The sequence below is a fragment of the Myxococcus eversor genome (genome assembly GCF_010894455.1).
Classification (GTDB): domain Bacteria; phylum Myxococcota; class Myxococcia; order Myxococcales; family Myxococcaceae; genus Myxococcus; species Myxococcus eversor.
Genome location: NZ_JAAIXY010000018.1, coordinates 220,655 through 247,595, shown reverse-complemented (window position 1 = coordinate 247,595; position 26,941 = coordinate 220,655). Strand labels below are relative to the sequence as shown.

Annotated in this window: 19 protein-coding genes; 13 read left to right on the top strand and 6 right to left on the bottom strand. The window is 70.3% G+C overall.

Annotated features, from left to right (window positions below; genetic code table 11):
- Window positions 1-209: 209 nt before the first annotated feature.
- Window positions 210-1,193, top strand: coding sequence for an NYN domain-containing protein (locus G4D83_RS32205; RefSeq protein WP_163868682.1), 984 nt, complete (start codon window positions 210-212; stop codon window positions 1,191-1,193).
- A 442-nt stretch (window positions 1,194-1,635) separates the two neighbouring features.
- The gene (locus tag G4D83_RS32200) at window positions 1,636-4,581 is read left to right on the top strand and encodes a M36 family metallopeptidase (RefSeq protein WP_240356821.1); all 2,946 of its coding nucleotides are present in this window, start codon (window positions 1,636-1,638) and stop codon (window positions 4,579-4,581) included.
- Between the two features lie 135 nt (window positions 4,582-4,716).
- Here the strand turns inward: G4D83_RS32200 and G4D83_RS32195 are convergent, their stop codons facing one another.
- Window positions 4,717-6,765: a PilZ domain-containing protein gene (locus G4D83_RS32195; RefSeq protein WP_163868681.1), complete on the bottom strand. Its 2,049-nt coding sequence runs from the start codon at window positions 6,763-6,765 to the stop codon at window positions 4,717-4,719.
- Between the two features lie 182 nt (window positions 6,766-6,947).
- Window positions 6,948-8,513: a Kelch repeat-containing protein gene (locus G4D83_RS32190; protein ID WP_163868680.1), complete on the bottom strand. Its 1,566-nt coding sequence runs from the start codon at window positions 8,511-8,513 to the stop codon at window positions 6,948-6,950.
- Between the two features lie 311 nt (window positions 8,514-8,824).
- Between G4D83_RS32190 and G4D83_RS32185 the strand changes: the two genes are divergently transcribed.
- Both G4D83_RS32185 and G4D83_RS32180 read left to right on the top strand, forming a co-directional pair.
- On the top strand, window positions 8,825-9,319 hold the full coding sequence (locus G4D83_RS32185) for a YkgJ family cysteine cluster protein (protein ID WP_163868679.1): 495 nt from the start codon (window positions 8,825-8,827) through the stop codon (window positions 9,317-9,319).
- An 86-nt stretch (window positions 9,320-9,405) separates the two neighbouring features.
- Window positions 9,406-10,140 carry a hypothetical protein gene (locus tag G4D83_RS32180; RefSeq protein ID WP_163868678.1) on the top strand — a complete coding sequence of 245 codons (735 nt, stop codon included), beginning with the start codon at window positions 9,406-9,408 and terminating at the stop codon, window positions 10,138-10,140.
- 6 nt (window positions 10,141-10,146) lie between these two features.
- Here G4D83_RS32180 and G4D83_RS32175 read toward each other — a convergent pair whose 3' ends face one another.
- Complete coding sequence (locus G4D83_RS32175; RefSeq protein WP_163868677.1) at window positions 10,147-12,045, bottom strand: ribonuclease R family protein; 1,899 nt, start codon at window positions 12,043-12,045, stop codon at window positions 10,147-10,149.
- A gap of 311 nt (window positions 12,046-12,356) precedes the next feature.
- Between G4D83_RS32175 and G4D83_RS32170 the strand changes: the two genes are divergently transcribed.
- From G4D83_RS32170 to G4D83_RS32145, 6 genes are all read left to right on the top strand, one after another.
- Window positions 12,357-12,755, top strand: coding sequence for a helix-turn-helix transcriptional regulator (locus G4D83_RS32170; protein ID WP_163868676.1), 399 nt, complete (start codon window positions 12,357-12,359; stop codon window positions 12,753-12,755).
- A 105-nt stretch (window positions 12,756-12,860) separates the two neighbouring features.
- Window positions 12,861-15,491: a serine/threonine-protein kinase gene (locus G4D83_RS32165; RefSeq protein WP_163868675.1), complete on the top strand. Its 2,631-nt coding sequence runs from the start codon at window positions 12,861-12,863 to the stop codon at window positions 15,489-15,491.
- A 90-nt stretch (window positions 15,492-15,581) separates the two neighbouring features.
- Window positions 15,582-16,301 carry a head GIN domain-containing protein gene (locus G4D83_RS32160; RefSeq protein ID WP_163868674.1) on the top strand — a complete coding sequence of 240 codons (720 nt, stop codon included), beginning with the start codon at window positions 15,582-15,584 and terminating at the stop codon, window positions 16,299-16,301.
- A 149-nt stretch (window positions 16,302-16,450) separates the two neighbouring features.
- Window positions 16,451-17,905 carry a tetratricopeptide repeat protein gene (locus tag G4D83_RS32155; RefSeq protein ID WP_163868673.1) on the top strand — a complete coding sequence of 485 codons (1,455 nt, stop codon included), beginning with the start codon at window positions 16,451-16,453 and terminating at the stop codon, window positions 17,903-17,905.
- A 556-nt stretch (window positions 17,906-18,461) separates the two neighbouring features.
- Window positions 18,462-19,613 carry an SRPBCC family protein gene (locus G4D83_RS32150; RefSeq protein ID WP_163868672.1) on the top strand — a complete coding sequence of 384 codons (1,152 nt, stop codon included), beginning with the start codon at window positions 18,462-18,464 and terminating at the stop codon, window positions 19,611-19,613.
- Window positions 19,610-21,265: a DUF4166 domain-containing protein gene (locus tag G4D83_RS32145; protein ID WP_163868671.1), complete on the top strand. Its 1,656-nt coding sequence runs from the start codon at window positions 19,610-19,612 to the stop codon at window positions 21,263-21,265. Before G4D83_RS32150 ends, G4D83_RS32145 begins: the two co-directional genes overlap by 4 nt.
- On the opposite strand, the gene G4D83_RS32140 is transcribed toward G4D83_RS32145, so the two are convergent.
- Together G4D83_RS32140 and G4D83_RS32135 are read right to left on the bottom strand one after the other, a co-directional pair.
- Complete coding sequence (locus tag G4D83_RS32140; protein ID WP_163868670.1) at window positions 21,250-21,708, bottom strand: VOC family protein; 459 nt, start codon at window positions 21,706-21,708, stop codon at window positions 21,250-21,252. The genes G4D83_RS32145 and G4D83_RS32140 overlap by 16 nt on opposite strands.
- A 126-nt stretch (window positions 21,709-21,834) precedes the next feature.
- The gene (locus G4D83_RS32135) at window positions 21,835-24,024 is read right to left on the bottom strand and encodes a tenascin-X (protein ID WP_163868669.1); all 2,190 of its coding nucleotides are present in this window, start codon (window positions 24,022-24,024) and stop codon (window positions 21,835-21,837) included.
- A 181-nt stretch (window positions 24,025-24,205) separates the two neighbouring features.
- On the opposite strand from G4D83_RS32135, the gene G4D83_RS32130 reads away from it, so the two are divergent.
- The 3 genes from G4D83_RS32130 (at window position 24,206) to G4D83_RS32120 (ending at window position 26,009) form a co-directional block, all read left to right on the top strand.
- Window positions 24,206-25,114, top strand: a complete 909-nt coding sequence (locus G4D83_RS32130) for a hypothetical protein (RefSeq protein WP_163868668.1) — start codon at window positions 24,206-24,208, stop codon at window positions 25,112-25,114.
- 282 nt (window positions 25,115-25,396) lie between these two features.
- A complete protein-coding gene (locus G4D83_RS32125; protein WP_163868667.1) occupies window positions 25,397-25,690 on the top strand; it encodes a hypothetical protein in 294 nt (97 codons plus the stop codon).
- Between the two features lie 22 nt (window positions 25,691-25,712).
- Entirely contained in the window at window positions 25,713-26,009 is a 297-nt protein-coding gene (locus G4D83_RS32120; protein WP_163868666.1) for a hypothetical protein, read from the top strand.
- A 13-nt stretch (window positions 26,010-26,022) separates the two neighbouring features.
- Here the strand turns inward: G4D83_RS32120 and G4D83_RS32115 are convergent, their stop codons facing one another.
- Entirely contained in the window at window positions 26,023-26,910 is an 888-nt protein-coding gene (locus G4D83_RS32115) for a hypothetical protein (protein ID WP_163868665.1), read from the bottom strand.
- Between the last annotated feature and the right edge of the window lie 31 nt (window positions 26,911-26,941).

Below are 26,941 nucleotides of genomic sequence, written 5' to 3'. Positions count from 1 at the left end.
CTGGCCACCTCCCGGAAGGACAGGCCACCGCCTCCCACCGAGTGTTCAGCCGACGAACGCCAACGCCCCAGGGCGTCGGGAACAGGCTAGGGTGCACCCGCAGGGCCCGGCGGGCGCCCTCCGAACGGAGGAAAAGCGCCGGGGCTCCATCCGCGCCGCGCATCGGCGCCCATCGCGCCGTACACCGGCGCCTATCGCAGAGGCCGCACGTGAACGGTCGCACCAACGAACACCGCATCGCCCTTTTCCTCGACTTCGAGAACCTCGTCACCAACACCGGCATCAGCGCCTCCAACTTCGACCTCCAGCCCTCGCTCGACCGGCTGCTGGAGAAGGGGAAGGTCGTCTTCCGCCGCGCCTACTGTGACTGGTCCCGCTTCAACGAGGCGAAGATGGGCCTCCACCGCTTCGGCGTGGAGCTCATCGACGTGCCCCCCTCCACGCGCGCGGGGAAGAACGGCGCGGACATGCGCCTGGTCATCGACTCGCTGGAGCTGTGCTACGCGCGGGAGAGCATCGACACCTTCGTCATCGCCTCCGGCGACAGCGACTTCTGTCCGCTCGCCTACAAGCTGCGTGAGAACGGCCGCACCGTCATCGGGCTGGCGGTGAAGGAGTCCACCTCTCCCCTCTTCGTCAACGCGTGCGACGAGTTCATCTACCTGCGCACCACGCGCCAGCGCTCGGAGAAGGGCGACAAGGACAAGGGGCGCCACGCCACCGAGGAAGTGGGGCACGGCAAGCGGGGCCGCCATGGCCGCGACGCGCCGGGCAAGGCCGGCAAGGCCGAGGCGAAGGAGGCCGCGCCCTCGGGTGGCAAGCGCGACTCCAAGACGGAGGTTCCGGAGATTGCCCGCGAGGTGGTGCAGAACCTGATTGCCCGCGCCACCGGCCCGGTCAATCCCTCGCTCATCAAGGAGACCATCGTCCGCAAGGAGCCGGACTTCGACGAGCGCGAGCACGGCTTCCCCACGTTCGCCAAGCTGCTCGCCGCGCTGGAGACGGAAGGCGTGCTGCGCCGCATCCAGCAGGGCCGTCAGTGGTACGTCGTCGGCCCTGACGCGGACCTCGCGGGCGGCAGCGAGGCCAAGAGCGAAGGCAAGGGCAAGAAGCAGGGCCGGGGCCGCAACACCGAGGAGTCTGAGGACGAGCTCGAGTCCTACCCGGACCCCGAAGAGGATGACGGGCTGTAGTCAGTCGTCGCGAGTCCGCTCCCGCTTTCGCCTCCCCTGAGTCAAACCTCGGGGAGGCGAGAGCCAGTGACGGGCGCTCGGAACGTATCGCGATAAAAAACACATGGGCTGACGGCGTCTGGGTATGGCCCGAGGTCCTCGCTCACCCTGTTTTGAAACACGGTGTCTCGTTCGCCCCGTGCTCACACCGGAGCCGTTGATTTCAGCCACGGAGGAGTTCTTCACGGACATGAAGAATTCCATGAGCTTACGGCGACGTTCCTGACGTTCGCTGTGACTCGCGCTGCTACACGCTTCCCGCCGTTGTGACGGCGGGCGCTACAGTTTTTCCAAGCCTTGCCTGAAAGGCTTCGAGGACTCAGTTGGCACGTCCACTGCTCTGTGCGGGGTAGCCGGTTCTTCATCCCCGCCGGCTTGTTTCATCCCCAGAGCAGGAGTCTACATGTCACAGGGTCATTTCCGCCGCCGCCTCACCCAGGCGCTGGTGCTGATGGGAGCCTTGAGCGCTCCCACCGCCCTCGCGGCCACGCAGGACACGAGCGTCGCGCGCAACCACGACGCCCGCATCTCCCTCAACCTCGGCCTGAAGAAGGGCGTGAGCGCGCTGCAGAAGGACAAGGAGGCGGCGCTGCGCCGCAGCGTGCCCGAGCTCCGCCTGGAGCACGACGCCTCCACGGGCCTGGTCCGCTCCATCGTCAACCCGGTGGGCGCGCTGTCCGGCCGCAGCAGCGGTGACGCCCTCGCCGTGGGCCTCTCCTTCGTCCAGGCGCAGCGGGAGCTGCTCGGCCTGGAGCTGACGGACCTGGCGAACCTGGAGGTCACCGACCGCGTCTATTCGCGGCAGAGCGGTGTCACCCACCTGTACCTGCGCCAGACGCACCAGGGGCTGCCGCTCTACAACGGCCAGCTCCAAATCAACGTGGACAGCGAAGGCCGCGTGCTCAGCGTGCACAGTGACTTCCTGCCCGCGCTGGCCCGCGCCGTCACCAGCACCCAGCCCCGCCTGGGCGCCGCCGCCGCCGTCTCCGGGGCCGCGCGCCACCTGGGCCTGAAGTCGCTCACCGCGCCCCGCGAGTTGGAGAAGGAGTCCGGTCCCCGCCAGCGCACCCGCGTGGAGCAGTCCGGCATCTCCACCGCGCCCATCGACGCGCAGCTCGCGCTGCTCCCCGTCAACCAGGGCGACGCCCGGCTGGTGTGGAACTTCCAGGTCCACACGCCGGACCAGGAGCACGTCTATGACATGACGGTGGACGCGACGACGGGCGAGGTATGGACGCGCTTCGACTGGGTCGCCTCGGATGCCTACTCCGTGTATCCGCGCCCCGTGGAGAGCCCCAACCACGGCCTGCGGGTGAGCGTGCTCAACCCCGCCAACCTGACGGCCTCTCCCTTCGGCTGGCATGACACGGACGGCGTCACCGGCCCCGAGTTCACCATCCACCGCGGCAACAACGTCCACGCCTACGATGACGCGGACGCCAACAACCTGCCGCCCACCACCCCGGAGCCGGACTGCGGCCCGTCCCTCCTCTGCAGCTTCCCGCTGAACCTGGCCAACGCGCCCGGCACGTACATCCCGGCCGCCGTCACCAACCTGTTCTACTGGAACAACATCATCCACGACATCCAGTACCAGTACGGCTTCGACGAGGCCGGCGGCAACTTCCAGGTCAACACCTACGGCAACGGCGGCGTGGGCAACGACGACGTGCGCGCCGAGGCGCAGGACGGCACCAGCACCAACAACGCCAACTTCCTCACGCCGCCGGACGGCCAGCGTCCGCGCATGCAGATGTACCGGTGGACCACCACGGTGCCCAACCGCGACGGTGATTTGGACAGCGGCATCATCGTCCACGAGGCCGGCCACGGCATCTCCAACCGCCTGGTCGGCGGCCCCGCCAACGTCTCCTGCCTCAACAACAACCAGGCGCCGGGCGAGGGCATCAGCGACTTCCTGTCGCTCATGTACACCGCGCGCGCCACGGACACCGGCCCCCAGGGTCGCGGCATGGGCACGTACGCGCTCGGCCAGCCGACGACGGGCCTGGGCATCCGCGGGCAGCGCTACAGCACCAGCCAGACGGTCAACACGTGGACGTACGCCAGCATCAACGGCATGGCCATTCCCCACGGCGTGGGCTCCGTGTTCGCCCAGGCGGGGTGGGAGGCGTACTGGGCGCTGGTGGACCGCTGGGGGTTCGACGCCAACCTCTACAACGCCGCGGGCAGCGCCGGTAACCAGCGCATGATGCTGTACCTGACCGAGGGCCTGAAGAACACGCCCTGCAGCCCCACCTTCACCCAGGTGCGCGACGGCATCATCGCCGCGGCGACGACGCTGCACAGCGGTGAGGACGTCTGCCGGCTGTGGACGGCGTTCGCCGCCTTCGGCCTGGGCACCGACGCGGTGTCCGGCACCTCCAACAGCACCAACCCCACCAACGGCTTCGCGGTTCCCACCGCCTGCCGCACGGACGTGTGGGGCAAGGACAAGCCGTGGGACACCGGCAACGAGCCGGACGCGGCCACCGCGGGCAACGGCATGTGGGAGAGCGAGGACATCTGGGTCCGCAACTCGCCCACCCCCGGTCCGCACGAGAACCCCGAGTTCGGCCAGCCGAACTACGTGCACGTGAAGGTTCGCAACCGCAGCACGGTGGACGCGCACAACGTGGTGGTGAAGCTGTACGGCACCAACGCGGCGACCAGCACCTCGTGGCCGGCCGGCTGGACGGAGATTGGCCAGACGACGCTGGTGTACCTGGCGGGCGGCGCGGATGACGAAATCGTCGTGCAGTGGAACCCGCCCTTCCAGGGCCACTACTGCCTGCTCGCGCGCCTGGTGACGCCGGCGGACCCGATGACGACGGTGGAGATTGGCAACCCGGACTACAACACCCGCCAGAACAACAACATCATCTGGCGCAACACCAACGTGGTGAACATGGTGCCGTTCGGCTTCTCCAACGCCACGTTCATCCTGCGCAACACGCTGCGCGAGGACCGCATGTTCAACGTGCGCTTCCGTGAGCTGACGACGGACGCGAAGCGCCCGTTCATCGCGCGCGGCACCATCGTCGTGGACCTGGGCCAGCAGCTGACGGCGCTGTGGCAGGCCGCTGGCGGCAAGTCGGAGGGCATCGAGCGCGTGGGCGAGACGCAGTTCCGCGTCGCCGACCCGACCCGCGCGATGTTCCAGATTCCCCTCAAGCCGCTGCAGGAGTTCAACATCGGCCTGGAGTTCAAGGACAACGAGTTCACCGGCAAGCAGACGGAGGCCTTCGAGCAGTTCGACTTCGCGGCCGTGCTGGAGGACCCGTCCGCCCAGGGGAAGACCCGCGATATCGGCGGCGTGACGTACTACCTGCGCGTGGCGAAGCAGTAAGCCCCTCGCCAGTCGCCTGAAATGAATGAGGCCGGGTGGAGCCACTGGGGCCACCCGGCCTTTTCATGTCCGCTGGCCGTGGTCACCGGGTTCGTCGGCCCGAGGCTTCCGAAGCCCGGAGGCTCGGAGCCCCGCTCAGGACGCCGCGCGGGGCGTGGTCGCCTCGCACAGGTGTTCGAGGAACTCCGGCAGCAGCGCGGAGGAGATGATCCACAGCTTGCCCTCGCCCAGGTCGGCCAGGGCGGCGCGCTCGACGTACTCCACGCAGGTGGACTCCACGTAGTGGACGAAGACGCGGCGACCGCGCGGGCGGTACCACTCCGCCGCGTGCGCCAGCAGCGCCAGCATGGCCCGCTGCGCTTCCGGGAGCGCGTCATCCACCAGCGGGAACAGACGCACGCCATCCAGCACGTTGAAGAGGTTGAGGCCCGGCTGCGCCGACTCCATCACCGCCAGCGCCACCGCGCGGCCGTCGACGCGGGCCACGCGCAGCTCGCGCTCGCGGCCCAGGCCCGCCTCGCCCCACTTCGTCCTCGCGCGCGACAGGTCGAAGCGCTCCTCCACCAAATCGAGCGCCTCGCGGTAGGCGACGGGGCGGGTGCGCTCCACTTCCTGGAAGAAGCGCGCGCGCTCGGCCTCGGTGGGCACCCCGACTTCGACTTCCACGGGCACCTCCCACTCGCGGTCGACCTCCGCCTCCATCAGCCGGAAGGGCGTGAGGGACGCCTGGCCGGTGTGCTCGTACCAGTTGGCGAAGTCGAACTTGGTGAAGCGCACCCAGCGCACGTTCGCCTCGCAGAAGGCGATGAACCACTTCACGTCCGGGTCCACCTGCGTGGGCTCGTAGCCGCGCAGGTAGATGTCACGCAGCGCCTCGCGCGCAGAGGAGCGCTGACCGGGCACCGCCTGACGCGCCAGTTGGTGCGCCATCCACGTGTTCTCGTACGGCTTCACCACGGACAGCGTGGCCTCCAGCGAGTCACCCGACGGGCGCACCACCCGGTAGCCCAGCCGCGTGCGGCCCTCCAGCCGCTCCTGCGTGGCGTCGAACCAGGGACGCTCCTCCGTGAAGTCCTCCTGCGACTTGCCCGGCAGACCGAAGTAGCCGGAGCCCTGGAAGAGCTTCCACGTCGCGTCGCCCCAGTCACCCTCCACGCGGGTGGACGGGTGCATCTGCGCCTCCACCAGCGCGCGCCACGCCCGGGCACCCTCCGCGTCGAGCGGTCGCACGGACATGCCGCACCGACGCCCCGCCGCCATGCTGGAGATGTTGCGCACCTCCGCGCGCAGCCGCACCGGCGCCAGGCCCTCCATGGCGACTTCGAGCACCGGCTGACGCAGGCCCGGGTACAGGAGGTCCTCGCCCGGCTCGGTCATGAAGGCCAGGCCCTCATAGGACAAGTCCAACACGGGCCGCTTCACGTGCACCTGCGGCCACATGGGGTGGTTGAAGGACAGCGTGCACGCGCTGCTCGGCGGCGCGCGACGCAGCCAGCGGTGGCGGTAGCGCACCAGCTCCGAGGGCACCGGCATCACCACCCAGCCGTCCTCCTCGCGCGCCTCCGTCACCTCCAGGTGCACCACGCTGCTGTAGCCGAAGGCCTCCACCACGAAGGGGCCGCGAGGCATGGGCCCGTCGAAGCGCCAGCCCATGCGGCCCTGGAGCGCGTCGAAGGAGACCGCCGTCACGGCGACCTTCTGGCCATCCGGCGTGCGCGCCATGCCGCGCGCCTGACGACCCGCGAGCGCTTCACAGATGCGCGCGACGCGGTCCTTGCGGTCGATGCGCTCCTTCCAGACGGGCCGCGTCTCCGGCGGCAGCAACAGGCCGTTGTCGCGCAGCGCCTCCAGCACCGTGACGATGCGACGGCCCGCGTCCAGCGGCGGCGACACGAAGCGGAGGCTGACCTCCGGCTTTCCGCCGCGCACCTCCATGACCTCCGCGTCCAGCGACGTCGCCCAGCGCTCGCCCTGGCCCAGCACCACCGAGGCGGCCTGTCCCGGACGCGGCATCGCGTTCGAGTCCAGGCTCAGCGTCAGGTGCTCCAGCGAGAGTTGGATGAGCCGGCCCGCCGTGTCGCTGTTGCCGTTGCCGAACGAAGCCACCGCGGTCAGCTCTGTCCCCACCCGGTAGCCGAGCACCGACTCCCGGCCGCGCGTCCCGTCCCGTGTGTCCGCCTGCATGCCAGCTCCGTTGTGTGAATGGAGACGATTGTACGACTTCGGGCGAAAGGAAGCAGTCCCCCGGTATGCGTACCACCAGGGTGAACCGGGGTTCATATAGCCTGGGCACTCTCAAGAGTCTGGAAACTTGTTCCCGAGTACAGGCGTGGCGGAACGACATCGGCGTGTTCCGCCCCTGGGATTCAAGGGCAACGCGGCTCTATGAACAATGACAGTCCGTCGGAACCGGCGTCGGGTCTGCTTCCACCCACGACATAAACCCGTCCGTCGACACCGCCCACCAGGGCATGTCCACGTCGAGGTGTCGACAGAGAGGCGGCGGGAGTGAAGCGCTCCGAGGCCGGGTCGAACCATGCGGCAGCCGCCCCTTCCCTGTCCTCGACGTACACCCAACCGTTGCCCGCTCGAACCGCGCGCGGCGCGCCACGCGGTGCGTCCATGGACGTCAGCTCCCGCACCCGCACCACCCCGGCATTCCGCTCCAGGAGGAATGCGCGTGAGGAGGGGACGATGCCGGCCTCTCGTCCGCCGAGAATCAGCGCCCGTCCCGACTTCAGCTCCACCACCGCGGGCGAGGTCAGCGAGGTGGGTAGGAGCGGCCCCGAGCCGAGCAATCCCGGGGGCGCCACGACGTCCGTGCGCTCGGAGGACGGGACACTCGCGCAGCCTCCCGCGAGCACGAAGGCGTCTCCCAGCACCGCGCCTCCCGAGGGACATCTCAAGGACAGCCGGCCCAGCAGCTCCCACGAGCCCGCGTCCTCACCGCGCAGCGTCATGCGGAGCGCCGTGTCCGTGGCGGGCCGGGTGACGCCCATGGAGATGAGTCCTCCGGCGATCACCCCGTCTGCTTGGAGCCGACCCGCGAGCGAGCCACGCAGGCCCAGCGGTGGAGTGAAGGGGATGCGGGTGGTGCCGCCGTCGGAGTCGAGCCACTCGGCGCTCGACTCGAACGTGTCTTCCTCGCGCACGCCGCCGAGCACCACCACCTGGCCATCATCCAGCACGAGCGCGGAGGCCTCGGCGCGGGGGACTGTGAGGTCGCTCTCCAGGAAGCGGCCGGTGGCGGGGAAGAAGATCTCCACGGTGGAGACGGGTTTGCCCGAGTCATCTCGGCCGCCCACCATCACCAGCGCTCCGGCATGGGGGCCGGTGGAGGGCGCGACGACCAGGGGGTCCGAGCGACGCGCGAAGCCCGGGCGCTCGGAGATGACGCCGGTGATTCCACCGGGGCAGGCGCAGACGCTGTTCGCGCAGACGAGTCCTCCGGGCTGACAACTGGCGCCGACACAGTCCGGGTCCGCGCAGTCGCCGAGCCCGTCACCGTCGTCATCCACGCCGTTGTCGCAGGACTCCACGACAGGGCCCGCGTCCGGCTGCTCGGGGATGGCGGGCAGGGTGAGGGACAGCCTGGCGCCGGAGCCCGCGGTGAGGGCGGCTTCTCCAGAGGCGGTGGACTGGATGATGCCGGCGCGCTCGGCGGTGGCGCGCACGGAGACGCGAGTGCCCTCGGGTGTGGCGGGGCCGGACTCGAAGTTGAAGGTGGCGGGGAGGCGGAGCTCCTCGCCCTCCAGCGTGGACGCGGCGAGCGGAGTGCCGTCGGGGAGGGAGGCGATGACGGACAGCCGGTCGAAGTCCACACCGGGCGTCAGCGGCCCGTTCACCACCACGTGGACGCCACCGGGCGTCTTCTCGCACGCGAGCAGCGTCGACAGCAGAGCGAGCGTCAGGACTCGAAACGCGGCACGCATGGGACGCAGTGTAGTTCAGCCCGGCGCACGAGCGAGGGCCCCCTCGCGAGAAGCGTGTCCCTCGGACTGGCACAGAGCCTCGTGCGAGTGCGCCTGACTCCCAAGTCCCCTCGCGGGGCCTCTCGCGAGTGGCCCTCGTCCTCTAGCTATGAGACCCCAAGAGGGTGTCATCCTCCCAGACGCTCGCACGGAGCCTCTCGACGTGGGGCGCCTCGCGGGCAAGGAGGCGTGCGTGCCTTCCCCGCCTCGCCGCGATGGAACACCGTCGCTGGGCGGGTTAGTGGAGGGATTCCTTCCCGTTCCGAGGCCCCATGCCCCTGTCCACCCTTTGCCTGCGCTGCGGCATGTGCTGCGACGGAACCCTCTTCACCCACGTCTCGCTCCAGCCCGAGGAAGCCCAGGCCCTGGAGAAGCGTGGCGTGCCCGTCGACCGGCGCGAGGACGGCGTGCCCGCACTCGCTCAGCACTGCTCCGCGTTGGATGGGCGCACGTGCACCGTCTACTCGGACCGCCCCGCGAGCTGCCGCCGCTACCACTGCCAGCTCTTCGCCGCGCTGTCGGAGAAGGAAGTCACCCTCGACGAGGCGCTCGGCATCGTGGACCAGGCCCACGCGTGGGTGGACGCCATCGCCAGCGAGCTGCCTCCCCCGACTCCGGGCGAGCCTCGCTCGGTGATGCAGCGCGCCCGCCGTGCCGCGAAGGCCCACCCCGAACAACCCCTGTCCTCCAAGGCCCAGGACGCGTACGCGAGCGCCGAGTACTACCTCGACAAACACTTCCGAGGACGCTTCGGACGACGCGGCTGACGTCCGTGGGAATCCAGGTGCCTCGCGGGTCCGCGTGGCTACGATGGGACCTCCGCCCGCTTCCGCGCCTCACGAGGTCTCCTTCCATGAAGACGCAGCTCCCCGCCCTCGCCTTGACGACCTTCGCGCTGCTGGGCGCTCCGCTGGCCCTGGCTGGTGACGAGCTCCCCACGCAGTCCGCCTCCGCCGACCTGAACGGCGACGGCAAGCCGGAGGCCATCGCGGTGAAGTGGAAGGAGGGCGACGAGGAGTTCATCCTCACCGCCGGCCCCGCCACGCTGCGAGGCAAGACGGACTCGGAGGTCCACGGCCTCTCCATCATCGACATCGACAGCACAGACAAGCGCAAGGAGGTCGCCGTGCACATGGGCATGACGGACAGCGACCGGCTCACCCTCGTCTATGCCTTCGATGGAAAGAGCCTGAAGGAGCTGGGCCGTGTCCACGCCCTCACCGAGGTGAAGGGCAACGGCATCATCCTCTCCGACACCTGGGAGACGTTCTGGAACCGGCGCGACAAGTTCGCGTTGGATTCCAAGGCCGGCAAGCTCGGCCCGGTGCCGCAGGAGCTGTTCTACGTGGGCCAGGAAGCCACCGTGCGCGAGAGCTTCCCAGTCACATACTCCCGCACCGACAAGAAGCCCGTCGCCACCCTCGCCGCCGCGTCGAAGATTCTCGTGCTCGCCGCCGCGCCCGTCCCCGTGCAGGGCGGACGCTTCACGTCCTACGTCTACCTCGTGAAGTCCTCCACCGGGCTGCTCGGCTGGGTGAGCCAGGACACGCTGCTGGCCAAGACAGAGGGCCTCACGGTCGCCGGGTAGTCGCGCCTATTCGACGAGGGCCAGCTCCACCCGGCCCAACTGCTCGTCCGTGGAGGCCACCTTCACCTTCACCGGCATGCCCACGGTGAAGGTCCGCTCCTTGCCCACGAGCGACAGCTCGCGCGCGTCCGGACGGAAGGGTCCTCCACCCGGCAGTCCCTCCGCCGGCAACATCCCCTCCACCAGCATGCCGTCCAACTGCGCCACCAGGCCGAAGGGCCGCACCCGGACGATGCGCGCGGAGAACTGCTTGCCCACGTGGCCCGCCAGCCACCGCGCCTCCAGCACGTGGTGCCGGTCCGCCTCGGCGCGAGTCGCCGCGCGGGCCCGCGCGTTGATGTGCACCGCCAGCGTCTCCACCGCCGGGTCCTCATCCAGGTAGTCGCGGCGGCCCTGCAGGTAGCCCTTCAACGTGCGGTGCACCGCCAGGTCCGCGTACCGACGGATGGGCGACGTGAAGTGCAGGTACAGCGGCGCCGCCAGTCCGAAGTGCGGCCCCGGCTTCACCGTGTAGCGCGACGGGCCCAACGAGCGCCGCAACACCGAGCGCAGCGCGGGCTCCGCCGCCGCGCCCACGATTTGCCGGTCGAACGCCGACAACGCCAGCGGCGTCAGCTCACGCCCGAAGCCCGCCGCGAAGCCCGAGTGCTCCGCGAAGGCATTCAGGTCCGCCACGCGCAGCGGGTCCGGCTGCTCGTGCACGCGGAACACGCCCGGCAGGCCGCGCACCAGCATCCACGTGGCGATGGCCTCGTTCGCCGCCACCATGAAGCGCTCAATCATCCCGTGCGCGGACGTGGGCTGCTCGCTCACCAGGCCGGAGACTTCGCCCGTCGCCGCGTCGAAGGTGAACCGCGCTTCATCTCGCGCGAACTCCATGCCGCCGCGAGCGCCACGCGCCACCGCCAGTCGCGCCGCCGCCAGCCGGAACCACGGCATGACGTCCCGCACCGGCTCCATGGGCGCGGACACCTCGCCCTTGTCCAGGAAGGCCGCGACTTCGTCGTAGTTCAGCCGCGCCCAGGAGCGGATGACGCTCTCGTACACGTCCGCCGCCGTCACCCGTCCCTGCGGGTCGATGCGCAGCTCCACCGTGAGGCAGCGGCGCTCCTTGCCCGGCACCAGGCTCAGCCAGTCCGAGGACAGCGCCTCCGGCAACATGGGCAGCACGCGCCCCGCCATGTACACACTGGTGGCTCGCTCACGCGCCTGCGCATCCAGCGCGGTGCCCTCCTTCACGAACTCGCTCACGTCGGCGATGGACACCAGGAGCCGCAGCGCTCCATCCGGCCCCGCGGGCAGCACGGAAATCGCGTCGTCGATGTCTCGCGTGGACGGCGCATCCACCGTCACCGTGGGCACCTCGCGCAAGTCACGCCGCGCGCCCACCTCGTGCGGCACCTCGCGGGCGACTCGCGCGTCCTCCAGCGCCTCGGGGGAGAAGTCCTTGTTCAGCGCATGCCGGGCGATGATGCGCTCCAGCGAGCGGTCCTCCCCGGGCTCCACCTTGTAGAGCAGCGTGAGCTTGCCCTCGTGGATGCTCGCCACCACGGCGTCACCTTGCTGGACGCGCGTGGTGCCGGCGTCCAGCGCCCAGTCCGCGTTGCCCACCTCGCGGTCGATGCGCAGGAAGAACGCTCCCTTGCGGGCGACGACTTCGCCGTAGACGCGGGTGCGCGGCCGCTCCACCAGCGTCAGCGCGCTGGCCGTCCAGCGCCCGTCCGCGGCCGCCGTCACGGTGCCGGTGACGATGTCGCCAGCCAGCAACGGGTTGAGGTCCGGGGGAGGGATGAAGGCGGACAGCACCTCTTGGGTGCCGGGCGCCTGCACGGTGAGGAAGCCGAAGCCCCGGGGGTGGACGTCGATACGGCCGGTGACAGCGCGGGGAGAAACAGAAGTGTCCATGGAACCTTGGGAGCGCGTCTTAGCCCAGGTCCACGGAGGGACGGGCGGGAGGGACGCGCGGATTGTGAAGTGAAAGGGGGCAGTCCCGGGGCCGACTCGAGTGAGTGGCCTGTGCTCGCCAGGGACCGCGTGAAGTCAGCGAACGCCCCGCTGGACGCAGCGCCCGCAGGGCTCCTGACGCCCCGGCCCGCATCCACGGCGTCACAGGTACACCTCCGTCACACATGCGTCACACGAGACGCTCTTCACGGAGGGTGCGTCCCGAGAGCAGCGCGGAGTAGGGTGCCCCTTTTTTTCCCGACGGGCACCGAATGAAGACCGAGCTTGGAGTCCACCTGGGCATGTCCGCGCGCACGGCCCGAAGGAGTCTGGGACTGACCCAGGCCGCCGTCGCCCAGCGACTCGGCGTGGCCCGCGAGGTGTACGCCCGCCTGGAGCGCGGCCACATGCTCCCGAGCATCCACACCCTGCGTGGCCTGTGCACCGTGCTCCACGTGCCACCCCACGCGCTGCTCGCCCTGGACGCCACCATCGAGACGCCTCCTGGTCGCAAGCGTCCGCCCCAGCCGACCCGCACCGAGCCCCCCGCCCTCGTCGACCTCCAGAAGAACCTGCGCGGCCTGTCCCGCTCCGACCTGCGCCTCCTCAACGCCCTCGCCGTCACCCTCCCCGCTTCCCCCGCACGGCGACGCTCTTCTCCCGAGGAGTGAGAATGTGAATTCACAGAAAAGTCAGAGATGTCGATATTCGTGGACTTTTCTTAGGGCCTGACTTTCGCGTCCGTCCAGGTGCGGGTGTAGATTGAGCACCTTCCGATGAGTGGGACGACGCTGCCGCTCGCGCCGGATGCCTCCAAGGGCCGGTCGCTGGGCAAGTATGAGGTTCTCAGCCGCCTATCCACGGGCGGGATGGCGGAGATCTTCCTAGCGTCCCAGCGGGGCCTCGCTGGATTCCGCAAGTTGGTGGTTCTCAAGCAGATTCTGCCGGACATCCGAGGCGAGGAAGAGTTCATCCGGATGTTCCTGGACGAGGCCAAGGTGACGGCCGCGTTCAACCACCCGCACATCGCCCAGGTGTTCGACCTGGACATCGCGGAGGGCGAGCTGTTCCTGGCCATGGAGTTCGTGCCGGGAGCCACGCTGGTGGAGGTGGCGCGCGCGTGTCGGCAGGCCAGCCACCCCATCCCCATGGGCTTCAGTTTGATGGCGGTGCGGGACACCGCCGTGGCGCTGCACTACGCGCACACCTTCACGGACCCGCTCGGCCACCCTTCGCCCGTCATCCACCGTGACGTGGCGGAGAAGAACATCATGGTGACGTACGAGGGCGTCACCAAGCTGTTGGACTTCGGCATCGCCAAGAGCCTGGCGCGCGCCAGCCGCACCGCGGTGGGCATGGTGAAGGGCACCAGCGGATACATGTCGCCCGAGCAGATCATGGGCGAGCCGCTGGACGCGCGCAGCGACTTGTTCAGCCTGGGCGTGGTGCTGCACGAGCTGCTCACCGGCATGCGGTTGTTCTACGCGAAGCAGGCCGAGGCGATGATGAACGCGGTGCTGAAGTGCGACGTCACGCCGCCTTCCCGCGCCAACAAGCAGATACCGCCGGAGCTGGACGCCATCGTCCTGCGCGCGCTGTCCAAGCGCCGCGAGGACCGCTACGCCTCCACGCTGGAGTTCGCCCGCGCCCTGGAGCGCGCGGTGGGCCCCCTCATCTGGCACCCCGAGCAGAGCAGCGAGGTGATGCGCCGCCTCTTCGCCGACCGCCGCGAGCAGACGCGCCAGTTGCTCATGGCCGGCCCCTCCGGTGACGTCACGGGCGAGACGAGCGTGGCGGCGATGCTCGCCATGGGTGGCTCGAACCCGGCCCCGGCCCCGGAGCTGCCCGAGCCGCTCACCATCAACACGACGTCCGGCCCTCCGGAGCCTCCGCCTCGCCGCGCCACGGGGACGCCGCCCGCCGCGAAGCAGCCCACCCCGCGTCGCGCCACCAGCATGCAGCCGGCGACGACGCCTCCCCCGCCTCCGCCTCCAGACTCGGAGCCGCGCAAGGCCGTGCTCCAGGCCCCGCCCCACAAGCGCCTGGCGGGGCGGGGTGCCGCCTCGGAGTCCGCGCGTCCTCCCCCGCCGCCTCCGTCGGAGTCCCCGCCGCCGCCTCTCCAGGATGCGCCGCACATGGCCCGCACCCAGCCGGGGCGGCCCGCGCTTCCACCCTCCGAGAACACCGTCCGCGCGCAGATGCCCTCCGCGCGCCCCGCGCCGGCGGCCGAGGAGCCCGCGCCCCGGAGCGAGGCCCGTCCCACTCGCAGCCGCACCACGGACACCCCGCGCCCCGTGACAGCCGCCCCGCAGCCGCCCCCTCGCAACGAGGAGACGGCCATGGTCCGCGTGCCCACGCTCTCCGCGGAGCCCGGAAGCCACGCGGGTGCCCCCTCCCGTCGCGGCGCACCGGCCCGACGCAGGCCGCAGCCTCAGCTCCCCGCCGCCTTCTCCGACAGCGACACCACCGCCAGGCCCTCTCGAGGAGGCTTCCCCGACGGCGACACCACCGCCAGGCCCTCCCGAGGAGGCTTCCCCGACGGCGACACCACCGCCAGGCCCTCCCGAGGAGGCTTCCCCGACGGCGAAGTCACCACCAAGCCTTCCCGGGGCTTCCAGGAGAACCGTCGTCCTCCCGAGCACCACGACGACGACGAGGACTCCCACGTCCACACCCTGCGGGGCGTCCCCGTCGTGCGCTCCAAGTCCCAGGGCTGGCTCAAGGTCCTCGCCGCGGTGCTCGTCCTCTTCGCGGTGGGCGCCGGAGCAGTCGGACTGGGACTCGATGGAGGCGTCGTGTCCGCCTGGGCCGCGCCCATGCTGGGGCTCGACAAGAAGGACCCGGAGGTGGCGCAGCCCACCCCGATTGCGCCCCCGAAGCAGCGCACCCCTCCTCCGTCGGAGCAGGCCAAGGCGCCTCCCGCCGACGACACGGGGACGGGCACCGGCACTCCCCCCGTCGTCGTGGAGAACAACGTCCCGCCCCAGGCTCCGGAGACGCCGGTGGTGGTCGACACGGTGGATGCCCTGCCGGAGCCGGAGCCGACCCCGTCCATCGACGAGGAGGAAAAGCCGGTGCGCAAGACGGCGCGCACCACCGTCAAGCGCTCCTCCAAGGAGTCGACCCGGACCAGCCGGCGCGTCACGCCCGATTCGAGCGAGGACAGCACAGCGGCCCCCACGGGAGAGCCGGGCTTCCTCACCCTCGTCACGGAGCCCTACGCCAAGGTGTATCTGGGGAGCCAGTCGCTGGGTGACACCCCGCTCTTCAAGGTGAGCCTGCCTTCGGGCAAGCACACGCTGAAGCTGGTGGACGGCGACGGCAAGGCACTCAAGCTGTCGGTCGACATCAAGCCCGGCGACATCACCGCCGTGCGAGTTCCGCTGGAGATGCTGTCCCGGCAGTAGTTTGTCCCGAGGGGCGGCAATCGCTCGGAGCGCCGTGCGTAGCCCGCCATGACGGGGCCTCTTCCAGGCCCCCTGCCTTGGGAGCGCGCCATGAAGACCGCCCGGATGTCCCTGCTCGTCCCCCTGCTGATGTTCGCGGGGGTGTCTTTCGCGGAGGACTCTCACGCGCAGAAGACCGAGACGCGCGAGGTCGATGACTTCGAGAGCCTGGCGGTGGGCCACGGCATCAAGGCCAAGGTGAAGGTCGGCCCCAAGTCCGTCCGCGTCGAGGGCCCCGCGGAGCTGCTCTCCCGCCTGCGACTCGTGGTGAAGGACGGACAGCTCACCACCGAGGTCGAACGCCAGGGCGTCTTCGGCAACAACTTCTCCGGCGGCAAGGTCCGCCTGTACGTCTCCAGCCCCCAGTTGGAGGGCGTGGAGGCCAGCGGCGGCAGTCACGTCGAGGCGGAGGTCGCCGCCTCGGACGAGTTCTCCGCCGAGGCCAGCGGCGGCGCGGCCCTCACCGTGCGCGGAATGGACACGGACAAGGTCGAGGTCGAGGCCAGCGGCGGCGCCGTGGTGAATCTGGAAGGCCGCGCCCGGGAGCTGAACGTGGAGGCCAGCGGCGGCGCCGTCGTCAAGGCCATGGAGCTCAAGGGCGTGAAGTCCCTCGACGTGGAGGCCAGCGGCGGAGTGCGCGTGGAGGCGGACCCCTCGGAGCGCCTGTCCGTGGACGCCACGGGCGGCACCACCGTCCAGTGCGTCTCCCGCCCGCCCCGCACCGAGGTGAAGGCGCGCGGCGGTACCCGCGTCGTCTACCTCAAGGACTGAGCCCGGCGTGACGTGTCCGGGACGTCCCGGACGGAGAGGGAGCCCCCCTGGGTAGGGAGTGACACTACCTTTGTCGGTTCGGGCGACCTTGCTCCGGTGAGCGGGGGCGATTGGAATGCGGCTCCCCCCACCGCCGGAGAAGCCACAACATGACGGTCCCGATTCCTCCTCCTCCCTCGCAGGGCGCATCGGGACGCAACAAGGCAGCGCTGTGGAGTGGCGTGGGGCTGGTGGTGGCCCTCGCCGCCGGCGGCACCCTCCTCTTCCGGGCGGGCCGCGCGACGAGCCATGACGGGCACGAAGCCGGGGAACACGCCCACCGCGACGAGCCCTCGAAAGCGCCGCGCGCCGCGAAGCCCGCCGCCCCCATGGAAGTGCTGCGCCACACGGACCGCGCCGCGCGCGCCGCCGCCACGGGGGATTTGAAGAAGGCCCGCGAGTCGCTCGGTGAGGCGCTGATGCTGGCCCCCCAGCACGCGCCCGCCCTGCTGGTGCACGCGTGTCTGGCGCTCGAGGAAGGCAACGACGCGGAAGTCACCACGGTGCTGGCGCAGCTCACGGCCGCGGCGCCGGGGAGCAGGGAGGTGAAGCTGTTGGAGACGCTGCGCGAGCTGCGACGCGCGCCGGGTGTCTCCTGGCAGCAGGGCTTCCGCCAGGCATGGGTGAAGCTGGGCCGCCCCGACTTCCGCAAGAGCGAGCTGTTGCCGGGCGCCACGCCCCTGCCTCCGGACCCCACGCTGGCGGACTGGGAGAAGGGCGCGTGGGAGAAGGCCACCTCGGACGACGTCAAGCTGCGGCTGGCGCTCTCCACGCGCAGGCTGGACGCGGACAAGGCCCTGTTCCTGCTGGCGCAGGTGCCCCGGCTGGAGAACCCGGACCTCTACCTGGCCGTGCGGGACGCGCTGCGGGGCGAGTCCCTGCCGGAGTCCGAGCACGAGCGGGCGCGCAAGACGTTCCGCGAGAAGCTGGAGGCGCTGGCCAAGGCGCACCCGAACGCGATGCAGCTCCAGTTGCTCCTGTTGCTGGGTGACACGGAGTCCGGCACCGAGCTGACCGCCGCGGAAATCGACGCGCTGGAGCGCGTGGCGGCGCTGCCCGCCTGGCGGGAGACGTCTTTTCGGGAGGGCTACGTGGCGACTCGCCAGCTCCTGAAGGAAGCAGGCGTGCCGGATGCCAGCGCGCTGTCGATGGCGGTGGCCCTGCGGGGTATCAACGAGCGTGGGACGTGGATTCTGCGCACCCGCAACGTGGCGACGCGAGGCTCGCTCTCCGAGGAGGGCCGCAAACGCCTGGGCCGCATCACCCGGGACATCGGCGCGAGCATGGTGAAGCAGACCACCGTGGTGGAGCGGATGACGGGCCTGCAGTTGGTGCGCGGCGGCAACACGGACATGGGGGACGAGGCGGGCCGGACGCTGACGCTGAATCAAATCCAGGCGCTGGAGCAGACCATCGGCCAGTTCCAGCAGACGGCGATGGAGCGCTGGCCGCTGAACTCGCTGACAGAAGAACTGATGGAAGAAAGCACCCAGGACGAGCTGGGTTACCTGCGGTCCTTCGCGGCGGCGGCGCCCACGGGCACGGCGGCCCGGGTGGGGCCGTAGTCAGCGGGCAGGTGACGAGGTGACTCGGGCCCCAGGGAACGCGCTTCCCCCCGGGGCCCGAGCGGGCCCCCCACGATGCAACGGAGCCGCCGCACGCCGGACCTCCAAGGTCGTCCGGGCAACCGCACTCCTTCCACTCAAGCGCCGGGACCAAGGGGGTGCATCCCGGACAGGCCTCGCGTGGGCAATGTGGAACACGTCTACGTCTTTCAACGCAACGATGGCCGAAGAATATCGGGTACGCGGTGCATGTCCACCCGCAGGGTAAGTGCCACCGGGTGTGCCGTGTCAGGCCGGGTTTCCGAGGGTCGCATTCACCGCCGGCCCTGGAAATCTTTCCGGAAAAATTCGAGCAGGAACGATTGACAGCGCGCCCGGGCTGGCTTTGGCCCGCGCCTGACGCACTCGTGGAGCACGAGCAGGCGTCAACGCGGGTTGTCAGGGCTGTCCACGGCGTTGACGGGGACTTGCGTCAAATCCGCTGAATCCCTGGCGCTTCAAAGGCTTGCATCGCTGGGAGGCGCTGGCCGTGGCGTTGCACTGAGGCCCGTGCATCATGCACGTCGCCTTCTACCTGTTGCTCGCCATCGGCCTCTTGGGGACCTTCGACGTCCTCTACTTCCACCTCTGGCGCGGCCGGCTCCAGGAGCGTCCCGAGTGTCAGCGCGAGGTGCTCTGGCACACCGCGCGTCACCTCATCTACGCGCTCCAATTCCTCTGGGTGTCGCACGTGCGCTTCCAGGGGTGGGCGCTCGGGTTGCTCGCGGTGCTGTACGCCGCGGACATCTTCGTCGCGCTCGGCGACGTCTGGGAGGAGCGCGACAGCCGGGCGTTCCAGGGCGGTGTCCCCCGGGGTGAGTACTTCATGCACGTGGTGCTGAGCGTGCTGGTGGGGCTGTACCTCATGGCCACCTTCCAGACGGTATGGGGAGACTGGCTCCTTCCCACGGGCCTGCGCGTGGACCCGCCCGATGTACCGGTGGCGCTGCGCACGCTGATGACGGTGATGGGGGTGACGGCGCTGGTCGTCTTCGTGAAGGACCTGGCGCGGTGGCTCGCCTTCCGTCGGCGGCCCGTGGCCGCTCCATCGCGACAACCTTTACTCCAAAGGATTGTCGTGGAGGTGCTCATCCCCGCGCCCGTCGAGATGGTGTGGGAGCGCACGCAAGAGCCAGAGCTGCACACGGCGTGGGACGTGCGCTTCACGTCCATCCGCTACCTGCCGGAGGCCGATGAGCGGGGGTTCCACCTGATGGACTACCGGACGCACCTGGGCTTCGGACTCGAAATCATCGGGTGGGGTCGCTACCTGGCGAACACGCCGCACGTGCGCTCGACGTTCGAGTTCGGCTCGGAGGACTGGCGGAGTCTCATCCTCCGCGGCCGTGGCGTGTGGCTCTACGAGCGCAGGCCCGAGGGGACGTTCTTCAAGACGGTGTTCGACTACCGCGCGCGGTACGGCGTGGTGGGGGAGGTGCTCGACGCGCTGCTGTTCCGTCCGGTGATGAGGCTGGGCACGGAGTGGGGCTTCGAGACGCTGCGGCAGTGGTGTGCGGGGGATGACCATGCTCCGGCACGAGGCCGCTCTCGCTGGCGCTTTGGATTGTTCGTCGTCGCGCGACTGCTTGGCAGGTCGCCGGCACCGGGCGCGGCGCGTTCGTCCCCCACGTCAAAACCCTGTGGAGAACTTGTGGAGGTGTCGTCATGAGCGACAGGGCCGTGGCGGTTCATCCCGGTCATCAGCGTCGGACTCGATTCGGCACGCACGTGGAGAGCACCGTGTCCCAGATGAACTCGACGACGGCGCTCCCACTCGGAGATGCACGACTGGAGGCCTTGCTCCGTTCGGAAGCTTCCCTGCTCGCGGATGCGCAACTGGAGGCCCTGCTTCATTCCGGAGAGCTCCACCCCGGGGACTCTCAATTGGAGGCCCTGCTCCAGGTGCACGCGCAGGCACGGCTCCATCCGGAGGAGCTCGATGAAGCGCGGACGGCCCTGCCCCATGCGTCGCTCGGAGCGCTGCGGAACTTCGCGCTCCGACACCGGGCCTGCCGACTCTCGCTGGGTCTGCTCTCGGACTTCTATCGCTCGCATCCGTGCCGCATGGCTCGGGTGCATGTGCTGGCGGCGAGCGCGGTGACACTCGGTCGCTTCTGGGGAGTGTCGGAACCCTTCGCGCGATTGGGCGCGGCCGTCATGCCCGTGGATGAGCGAGGCCTGCCCCGGACTCCAGAGTGGGCGTCCTATGCGCGCGCCTGCGAGGAGCACCTCCCGCTGGAGGTCCGTGACGAGCGCTGGATTGAAGCCCACATGCGGGACGTGGCCCGGGCTCGGGACGTGGGCCATGAGGCGGCCTTCCTCGAAGAAGCCCGCGCCCACGGACACGAGCCCCTGTGGCGTCTGCTGGTGCAGCACGTGGAGATGACGCTCGGCGCGCGCCTCTTCGACCAGCCCGCCCTCGCGGGGGCCGTCCCGGGTGAGACGGCGATTGCCCACGGACTGGCGCTGTCCCTGTCGCGCATGGTGAGCGCGAGCTGGAGCCTGCTGCGCCACTACGCCTTCTCCACCCTGCGCGCGCTGTGTCTGCCCCGCTGGCGTCATGCCCCGGGCCTCGTCGACGAACGGCGCACGGCGTGGTTGCTGCTCGCGAGCTTCTTCACCGCGTGGACGGCGGCCAGTGTCTACCGTCGCGGCGTGAAGGCCGTGCATCGAGGCCAGCGCGCGCGGCCCTCGGATGTCTGGCCCCTGCTCGCGGCGGTGCTGGGTCCGGACCTGGGCCGCGTGGACCCGCGCGTCATCCGCTTCTATGCCAACCCGGGCGCGTGGAGCGCGCGCGCCTCTGTCACCTTCTCCTCGTGCACGGCGCGGCTGTTCGCCTGGGTCGCCACCCGACTGTCCGGCCAGGGCCTCTCCGAGCACGGGGCACGTGCCTTCCCCGGACGCTTCCTCACCTTCCGCCGCGCGGATGGCTCCATGCACTTCGTCCGGGAGCTGTACTGCGACGGCGTGCTGCGACGATTCGACTCCGACTTCGTCCTGCGCGACGGCCGACTCCACGAGGTCTTCGTCGAGCACGGCCTGGACCTGGAGCTGGACGTGTCGGTCCTGGAGGACGGCGGCATCCGCTTGCGCGGCCAGACGCTGCGCTGGCGCGGCCTGGTGCTGCCGCCGTTCGGGCGCGGCGTGGAGTTCCGCATCCACCCCGCGTCGGACGCGACAGAGCGCGTGGACATCATCGGGACCTTCGGCGGCGGGGGGCCGGTGTCGCGACGGGCCCCCCTGGCCCGCATCCACTACGAGGCCTGGCGCCAGGGCGACGCCGTGCCTCCCGGGACGAGAGAACCTCAGTTGCCCGCGTAGGCGCGCTCCAGGGCGGCGATGTCGATTTTCTGCATCTTGAGCATCGCCTGCACCACCCGCCCGGCCTTCGCCGGGTCCTTGTCCCCCATCAACTGCATCAGCGTCCGGGGGATGATCTGCCAGGACACGCCGAAGCGGTCCTCCACCCAGCCGCACGGCTTGTGCTTTCCTCCACCGGCGGCGAGCTGCTCCCACAGCGCGTCCACCTCGGCCTGCGTCTCGCAGTCGACGAAGAGCGAAATCCCCTCGGAGAACTTGAAGTAGGGACCGCCGTTGAACGACAGGAAGGTCTCACCTTCCAGCTCGAAGGTGACGGACGTGGCCGCGCCGTCCGGGCCCCGGTTCACCGAGACCATCTTCGAGTTCTTGAACACCGACGTGTAGAGCTTCGCCGCCTCTTCCGCCTGGTTGTTGAACATCAGGAACGGGGTGATCTTCTTCATGGGGGCATCCTCGGTAGGGGGCGACACCAGGAGGGTGCCGACCTTTTGCCCTACGTCGAAGCCACTTCCGGTTCCTCGACATGCCCTTTTTATTTTCTTCGGATTTCGGGCCCGCCCCCTCTGACGTCAGTGGTCGGCCCCCTCGTGGTGGTCATGGCCCGGGCCGCCAAAAGTCCCCGGCCAGGGCTCCTTCGCGGGCAGCAGGCCCGGCATGGGGAAGCGCTGGAAGCGGGCCTGGCTGTAGGCAAAAGGTGGGTCACACTCGCCACAGGTGTTGGCCCCGTCCATCAGCACCAGGGCCCCGGGTGCCAGCTCCATCAACTGCGGAGTCGTCAGGGCCGAGTAGTCGAGCCGGCACTGGAAGGCCTCGGCGCCGTCCGACATGCCCACGCCCACCAGCAGTTGGTCGTTGTTGCCGTTGGTGGCCGTCGTGAGCACCAGCGTCCGGGGTGGCCGCCCCGGCGCATCCGGCCAGGACGCGAGCCGCAGCTCCTTCGTCGTGAGCTGCTGCCCCGAGCGCACCGAATACGTCCACACGGGGTTCAGCGAGGGCAGCTCGAAGCCCTTCAGCTGCGTGGCCATGGGCAGCGAGCCGCCGTCGTTCGGATTCACGGTGGTGCCCGGTGCGCTGGGCACCAGTCGCCCCCGAGTCGCCACCAGGCGGCCGAACTGCTGGGGAATGCTCGCCGCCACCGAGCCATCCGCCGTGAGCAGCGCCTGCGCCGCGCGCTCCTGGAACAGCAGCCCGTCCACCACCGCCAGCTCTCCGGCGCGGTGCGACTGTGACTTGCGCCAGCGCGGCACCCCGTCGGACGAGAAGGCCATCATCAGCGAGGGCGCGCCCGCCTGGAGTGGCGCCCCCACGTTCACCGTCTGCGAGAAGGAGACATACAAGTCCCCCAGCGCATCGGAGACGACACCGAAGGGGTGCGGGTGGTTGCACTCGGACAGCAGCGGGTCGCTCAGCTCCTGGGCGGACACCATCTGTCCGTATGCGTCCAGCACCACCAGGAAGTACATGCGACACAACGTCTCGCGGTTCAGCCCCGCGGGGTAGGCCTCGAACAGGGCCGCCAGCCGGTCCGGAGCCATCACCGCCAGCCGCGCGAGGAAGAGGCTGGTCGTGCGCTGCGCGATGTCTGGCCGTGCTCGCGACAAGTTGAAGGTCCACCGGGGCGCGCCCGTGTAGCGCTCCACCAGCGACACCGTGCCGTCCTCCGGCAGGTCCATGCACAGGAGCCGGTCATTCCACAGCATGCAGCGCCGGGCCGCGTCGCCGCTCAGCATGGGCACCGGGGCCGCGGCGTCGAGCAGCGCGGACGCGTAGAAGCCCGCCAGCGTCACGTCTCCTTCGGGCCCCACCAGCAGGTCATGCAGATTCACCCCCCGCACGGCCGCGTCGAGAATCCAGTCCGGCTCCAGCGACACCGCGGCGGGGCGCTCGCACACGGGCCCCCGGCAACGGCCCTCCGCCTGACACGGACTGGCCGCCGCGCAGACGAAGCCGTCCGGCAGGTTGCGCCGCGCGCACGCGCCTTCCACGCACACGTCGGCGGCGTCACAGCCGCGCTCCGTGCCACAGAAGGTGCCGTCCGGCGCATCGGCCAGGCCGCAACCGAGCTTCGAATCACACGTGCCCACCTGGCATGCCCCCGCTCCGGGACACGGCGGCGCGGGCACCGCGCGACACCCATCCAGCGCGTGGCACACGTCCGTGGTGCAGGCGTTGGCGTCGTCACACGGCCGCTCCAGGCCCCTGCACCGGCCCTGCTGACACGTGGCCATGGAGAGGCATGCATTGCCCGGGTCACACCCGGTGCCGTCCGGCAGCCGCGTCTCCACGCAGCGCTCGGACACGGGGTCGAACACCGCGCTGGCGCACACCACCGCCTGGCACTCCGGCGTCGGCCGGGCCTCGCCCGCGAGCACCAGCTCCGCGCGACCTCCGTCCGACGCGGTGCCGATGAGCCGGGCCTCGTACGTGCCCTGGGCCTGGGGGCTGAAGCGCAGCCGCACCGGCACCTCGCTCGCCCCCACGCGCGCGGGCAGCGCGTCCACCAGCGAGAAGGGCGCTTCCACCGAGGTCCAGGTGACGTCCAGCGGAGCACGCCCCGCGTTGAGCACCCGCACCTCCGCCTCGCGCACCCCGCCGGGATACGCGGGGGGGAAGTCCAGCCGGGACAGCGACAGCCGGAGCCGGCCCTCCGCGCCGACGAGGGGAGGGGGCTCGCGACATGCCGTCAGACAGGTACCGAGCACCGTCGCCCACAGGATGAATGCCCACCCCACCCCGCCTGCTCTCGTCGCGCGTGCCATGGGTGCCTCCCGTGTTCCTGCCCCCGCGTATAGTCCCGAGGCCCGGAGGATGCGAGGGGTCCGCCTGACGGCGCTGTCGGCCACCCGCCCTCCCACGGGCCCCGGGGAACGCGCCCGTTTCGGCTGCTGAACGCTCGCGCCTGTAGACTCCCTCGCGTCCGTCCTCCATCGGGAGTCCCCCATGTCCTCGCGTCCCACCCTCGTGCTCGTCCTGGCCCTGCTCGCGCCGTGGGCCCTTCCCGCCTTCGCGCAGGACGTGCCGCGCACGATGACCTTCCAGGGGCGCCTGGTGCGCGCGGACGGCACCCCGGAGAGCTCTCCGCAGGACCTCACCTTCACCCTCTACGCCTCACCCGTGGGCGGCGCCCCGCTGTGGCAGGAGAACCACCTGGCCGTGCCGGTGACGAATGGCTACTACGCGGTGGTGCTGGGCTCCTCGGTGGCGCTGGGGGATGACCTGGTGCGGCGCTCGGAGATGCACCTGGGCGTCGCGCTCGCCAGCCAGTCGGAGCTGACGCCGCGCTTCCGCATGGCCTCGGTGCCCTTCGCGTTGCGCTCCAGTGACAGCATCCGTCTGGAGGGCCGCGCCGCCAACACCTTCGCGCCCGTGAGCCACACCCACGCCAACGCCACCGCGACGACGGCGGGCTTCATGTCCGCCGCGGACAAGACGAAGCTGGACGCGCCCGCGCCCACGTATGGAGACGGCCTCATCGCCACCGGCACGCCCCTCGCCGTGCGCGTCAGCTTCCCGACGGCGGGCGGCACCAACGGCTCGGCCCGAGTCGCCGCGCGCTCCGACCACACGCACGCCAGGCCCGCGCTGTCATGCGGTTACAAGAGTGCCACCGGTAACGATTCGACGGACACCCGCGCCGCCATCGCCTGGTGCGCGACGGGCGAGACGCTGATGGGCGGCGGTTGCAGCGGACTCGAGGAAGCGCCCACTGGCGTCGCCTTCAACCCCACGGGCGTCACCTTGGAGAGCGGCGCCACGCAGACCCCGGGCGTGCCCGGCTACCGCTGCCGCAGCCACGCCGACAGCACCAGCGCTCCCACCGCCTACGCCATCTGCTGCCGCATTCCGTGAGCACCGGGACACCGCGTCGGATGCGTCACCCACGCTGACACTCGTGACTTCGTCCATCGCCAGGAGGTCGCAGCCTCACCGGAGAGCTGAACATCGAACGGAATGCTCGTCCCCTCGGGGAATGGAGGCGGGCGAGCCCACCAACGGCCCGCTTCCCCGCAGACACTTCAGCCAGCGGAACTCGAAACCCTGTGATTTTTTCAGATGGTCGTCTCTGACCCACTGCAACCGCGCGGAATAGTTGGATCACAGAAGGGTACGGTTCTAGCAGTCGGGGACGGCATGACCTCCGTCTCGGACACGGGCTCGCAATCCTCCCAGGCCTTCACCGTGCTCATCCCACGCGGGCTGCAAGGCAGCGTGGATGGCCTGCCTCAGGATGTGCGGCAGGCCCTGCTCTCGGAGCTGTTTCGCATGGCCTCGCTGGCACACCAGGAACGAAGCCTCCTGCTGCCCATGTCGGAGCCATATGCATTGAACCTGGACCTGGATGGCTGCCACGTCACCGTGGAGATGGACCCATCCCGCTCGCGGCTGACCCTGGCGGGGCTCACGCGCGCTCGAGCGCTGGGCTGAGCCCGGCGATACGTGAACGAAGATGTCTCGACGGGCCGGCTACGAAGAATCCTGGGACCTCACCTACCTGGTGGAGCAGTTGCGTGAGCTCATCAGCCGCGACCTGGAGCTGGATGACGCGCTCGCGGAGGAGCTCGAGGACACCCTGGCCCGGCTCGTCCTGCGCAACCAGCGCCTGCGCGGACTGCAGCGCATGGTGAACGCGGAGCGCGACGCGGAGGACCTGGAGGTGCTGCGCAACGCGCTGGAGCACACGGACCGCGAGCTGCTCGCCCACCTGCCCCGGCTCCTCGAGCGTCTGCGCGAAGTCCACTCCTGAGCCGCCCCGCTCCCTACGGCGTGGCCCCCGGATGCAGCGTGTGGGTGGGTCCGCTCGCCGGAGGCCCTCCCACGCCCAGGCCCACGGAACCGGGCCCGATGGGAAGTACCCCCGCCGCTGGCGCCAGGCTTCCAGACTCGGCGCGCACGGGGCCCTCGCACGCGCCCGAGCGGCAGCCCTCCAGGCCCTGACACGGCCTGCCCACGCCACACGCCACCGACTGACACGTGCCCGCGCGGCACACCTGGCCAGAGGCACATGGGCTCACGGCCGCGCACGCCTCCGTGGCGGACAGGCACGCACCGGCGCGGCACACCTCGCCCGGGCCACACTGCGCCACGGTGTTGCAGGACAGCGCCTGGCACGCGCCCTCGCGACACACCTGCTGCGCGGGGCAGCTCACCGCCGAGCAGCCCGCGTTCGACACACAGCGGCCGTCCGCGCCGCAGCGCTCGTCGGATGCGCAGGAGAAGTCCGCCGTGCACAACACGCCCCGGCACTGTCCGCCGGAGCGGCACACCGTGCCCTGGGGACAGGCGACGCCCAGGCAGCCATCCCTCACGCACTCCGAGCCGATGCAGCGCTCGGTGGGAAAACACGCCGTGTTCGCATCGCAGCCCACGCGACGGCACGTGCCTCCGCGGCACACCTCGCCGTCGGCGCATGCCGTCCCGAGGCACGAGGGCTCCACGCACGCGCCCAGCTCGCACACGCGTCCGGAGCCACAGGCCACGCCCTGGCACGTGGTGGCGAGACACCTGCCCTCCACGCACGCCTGAGCGTCCGGGCACACCACGCCCTGGCACAGGTCGGGCGGCACCAGCGCGGTGCTCTTGTCGCAGCCAGCCAGCGCCACGAGCGCCACCAGCAACAGCCCCTTGAGTGGCATCAGGGCCTTCATGGCAGCAGCCCCGTCAGCGGCATCCGAGCGC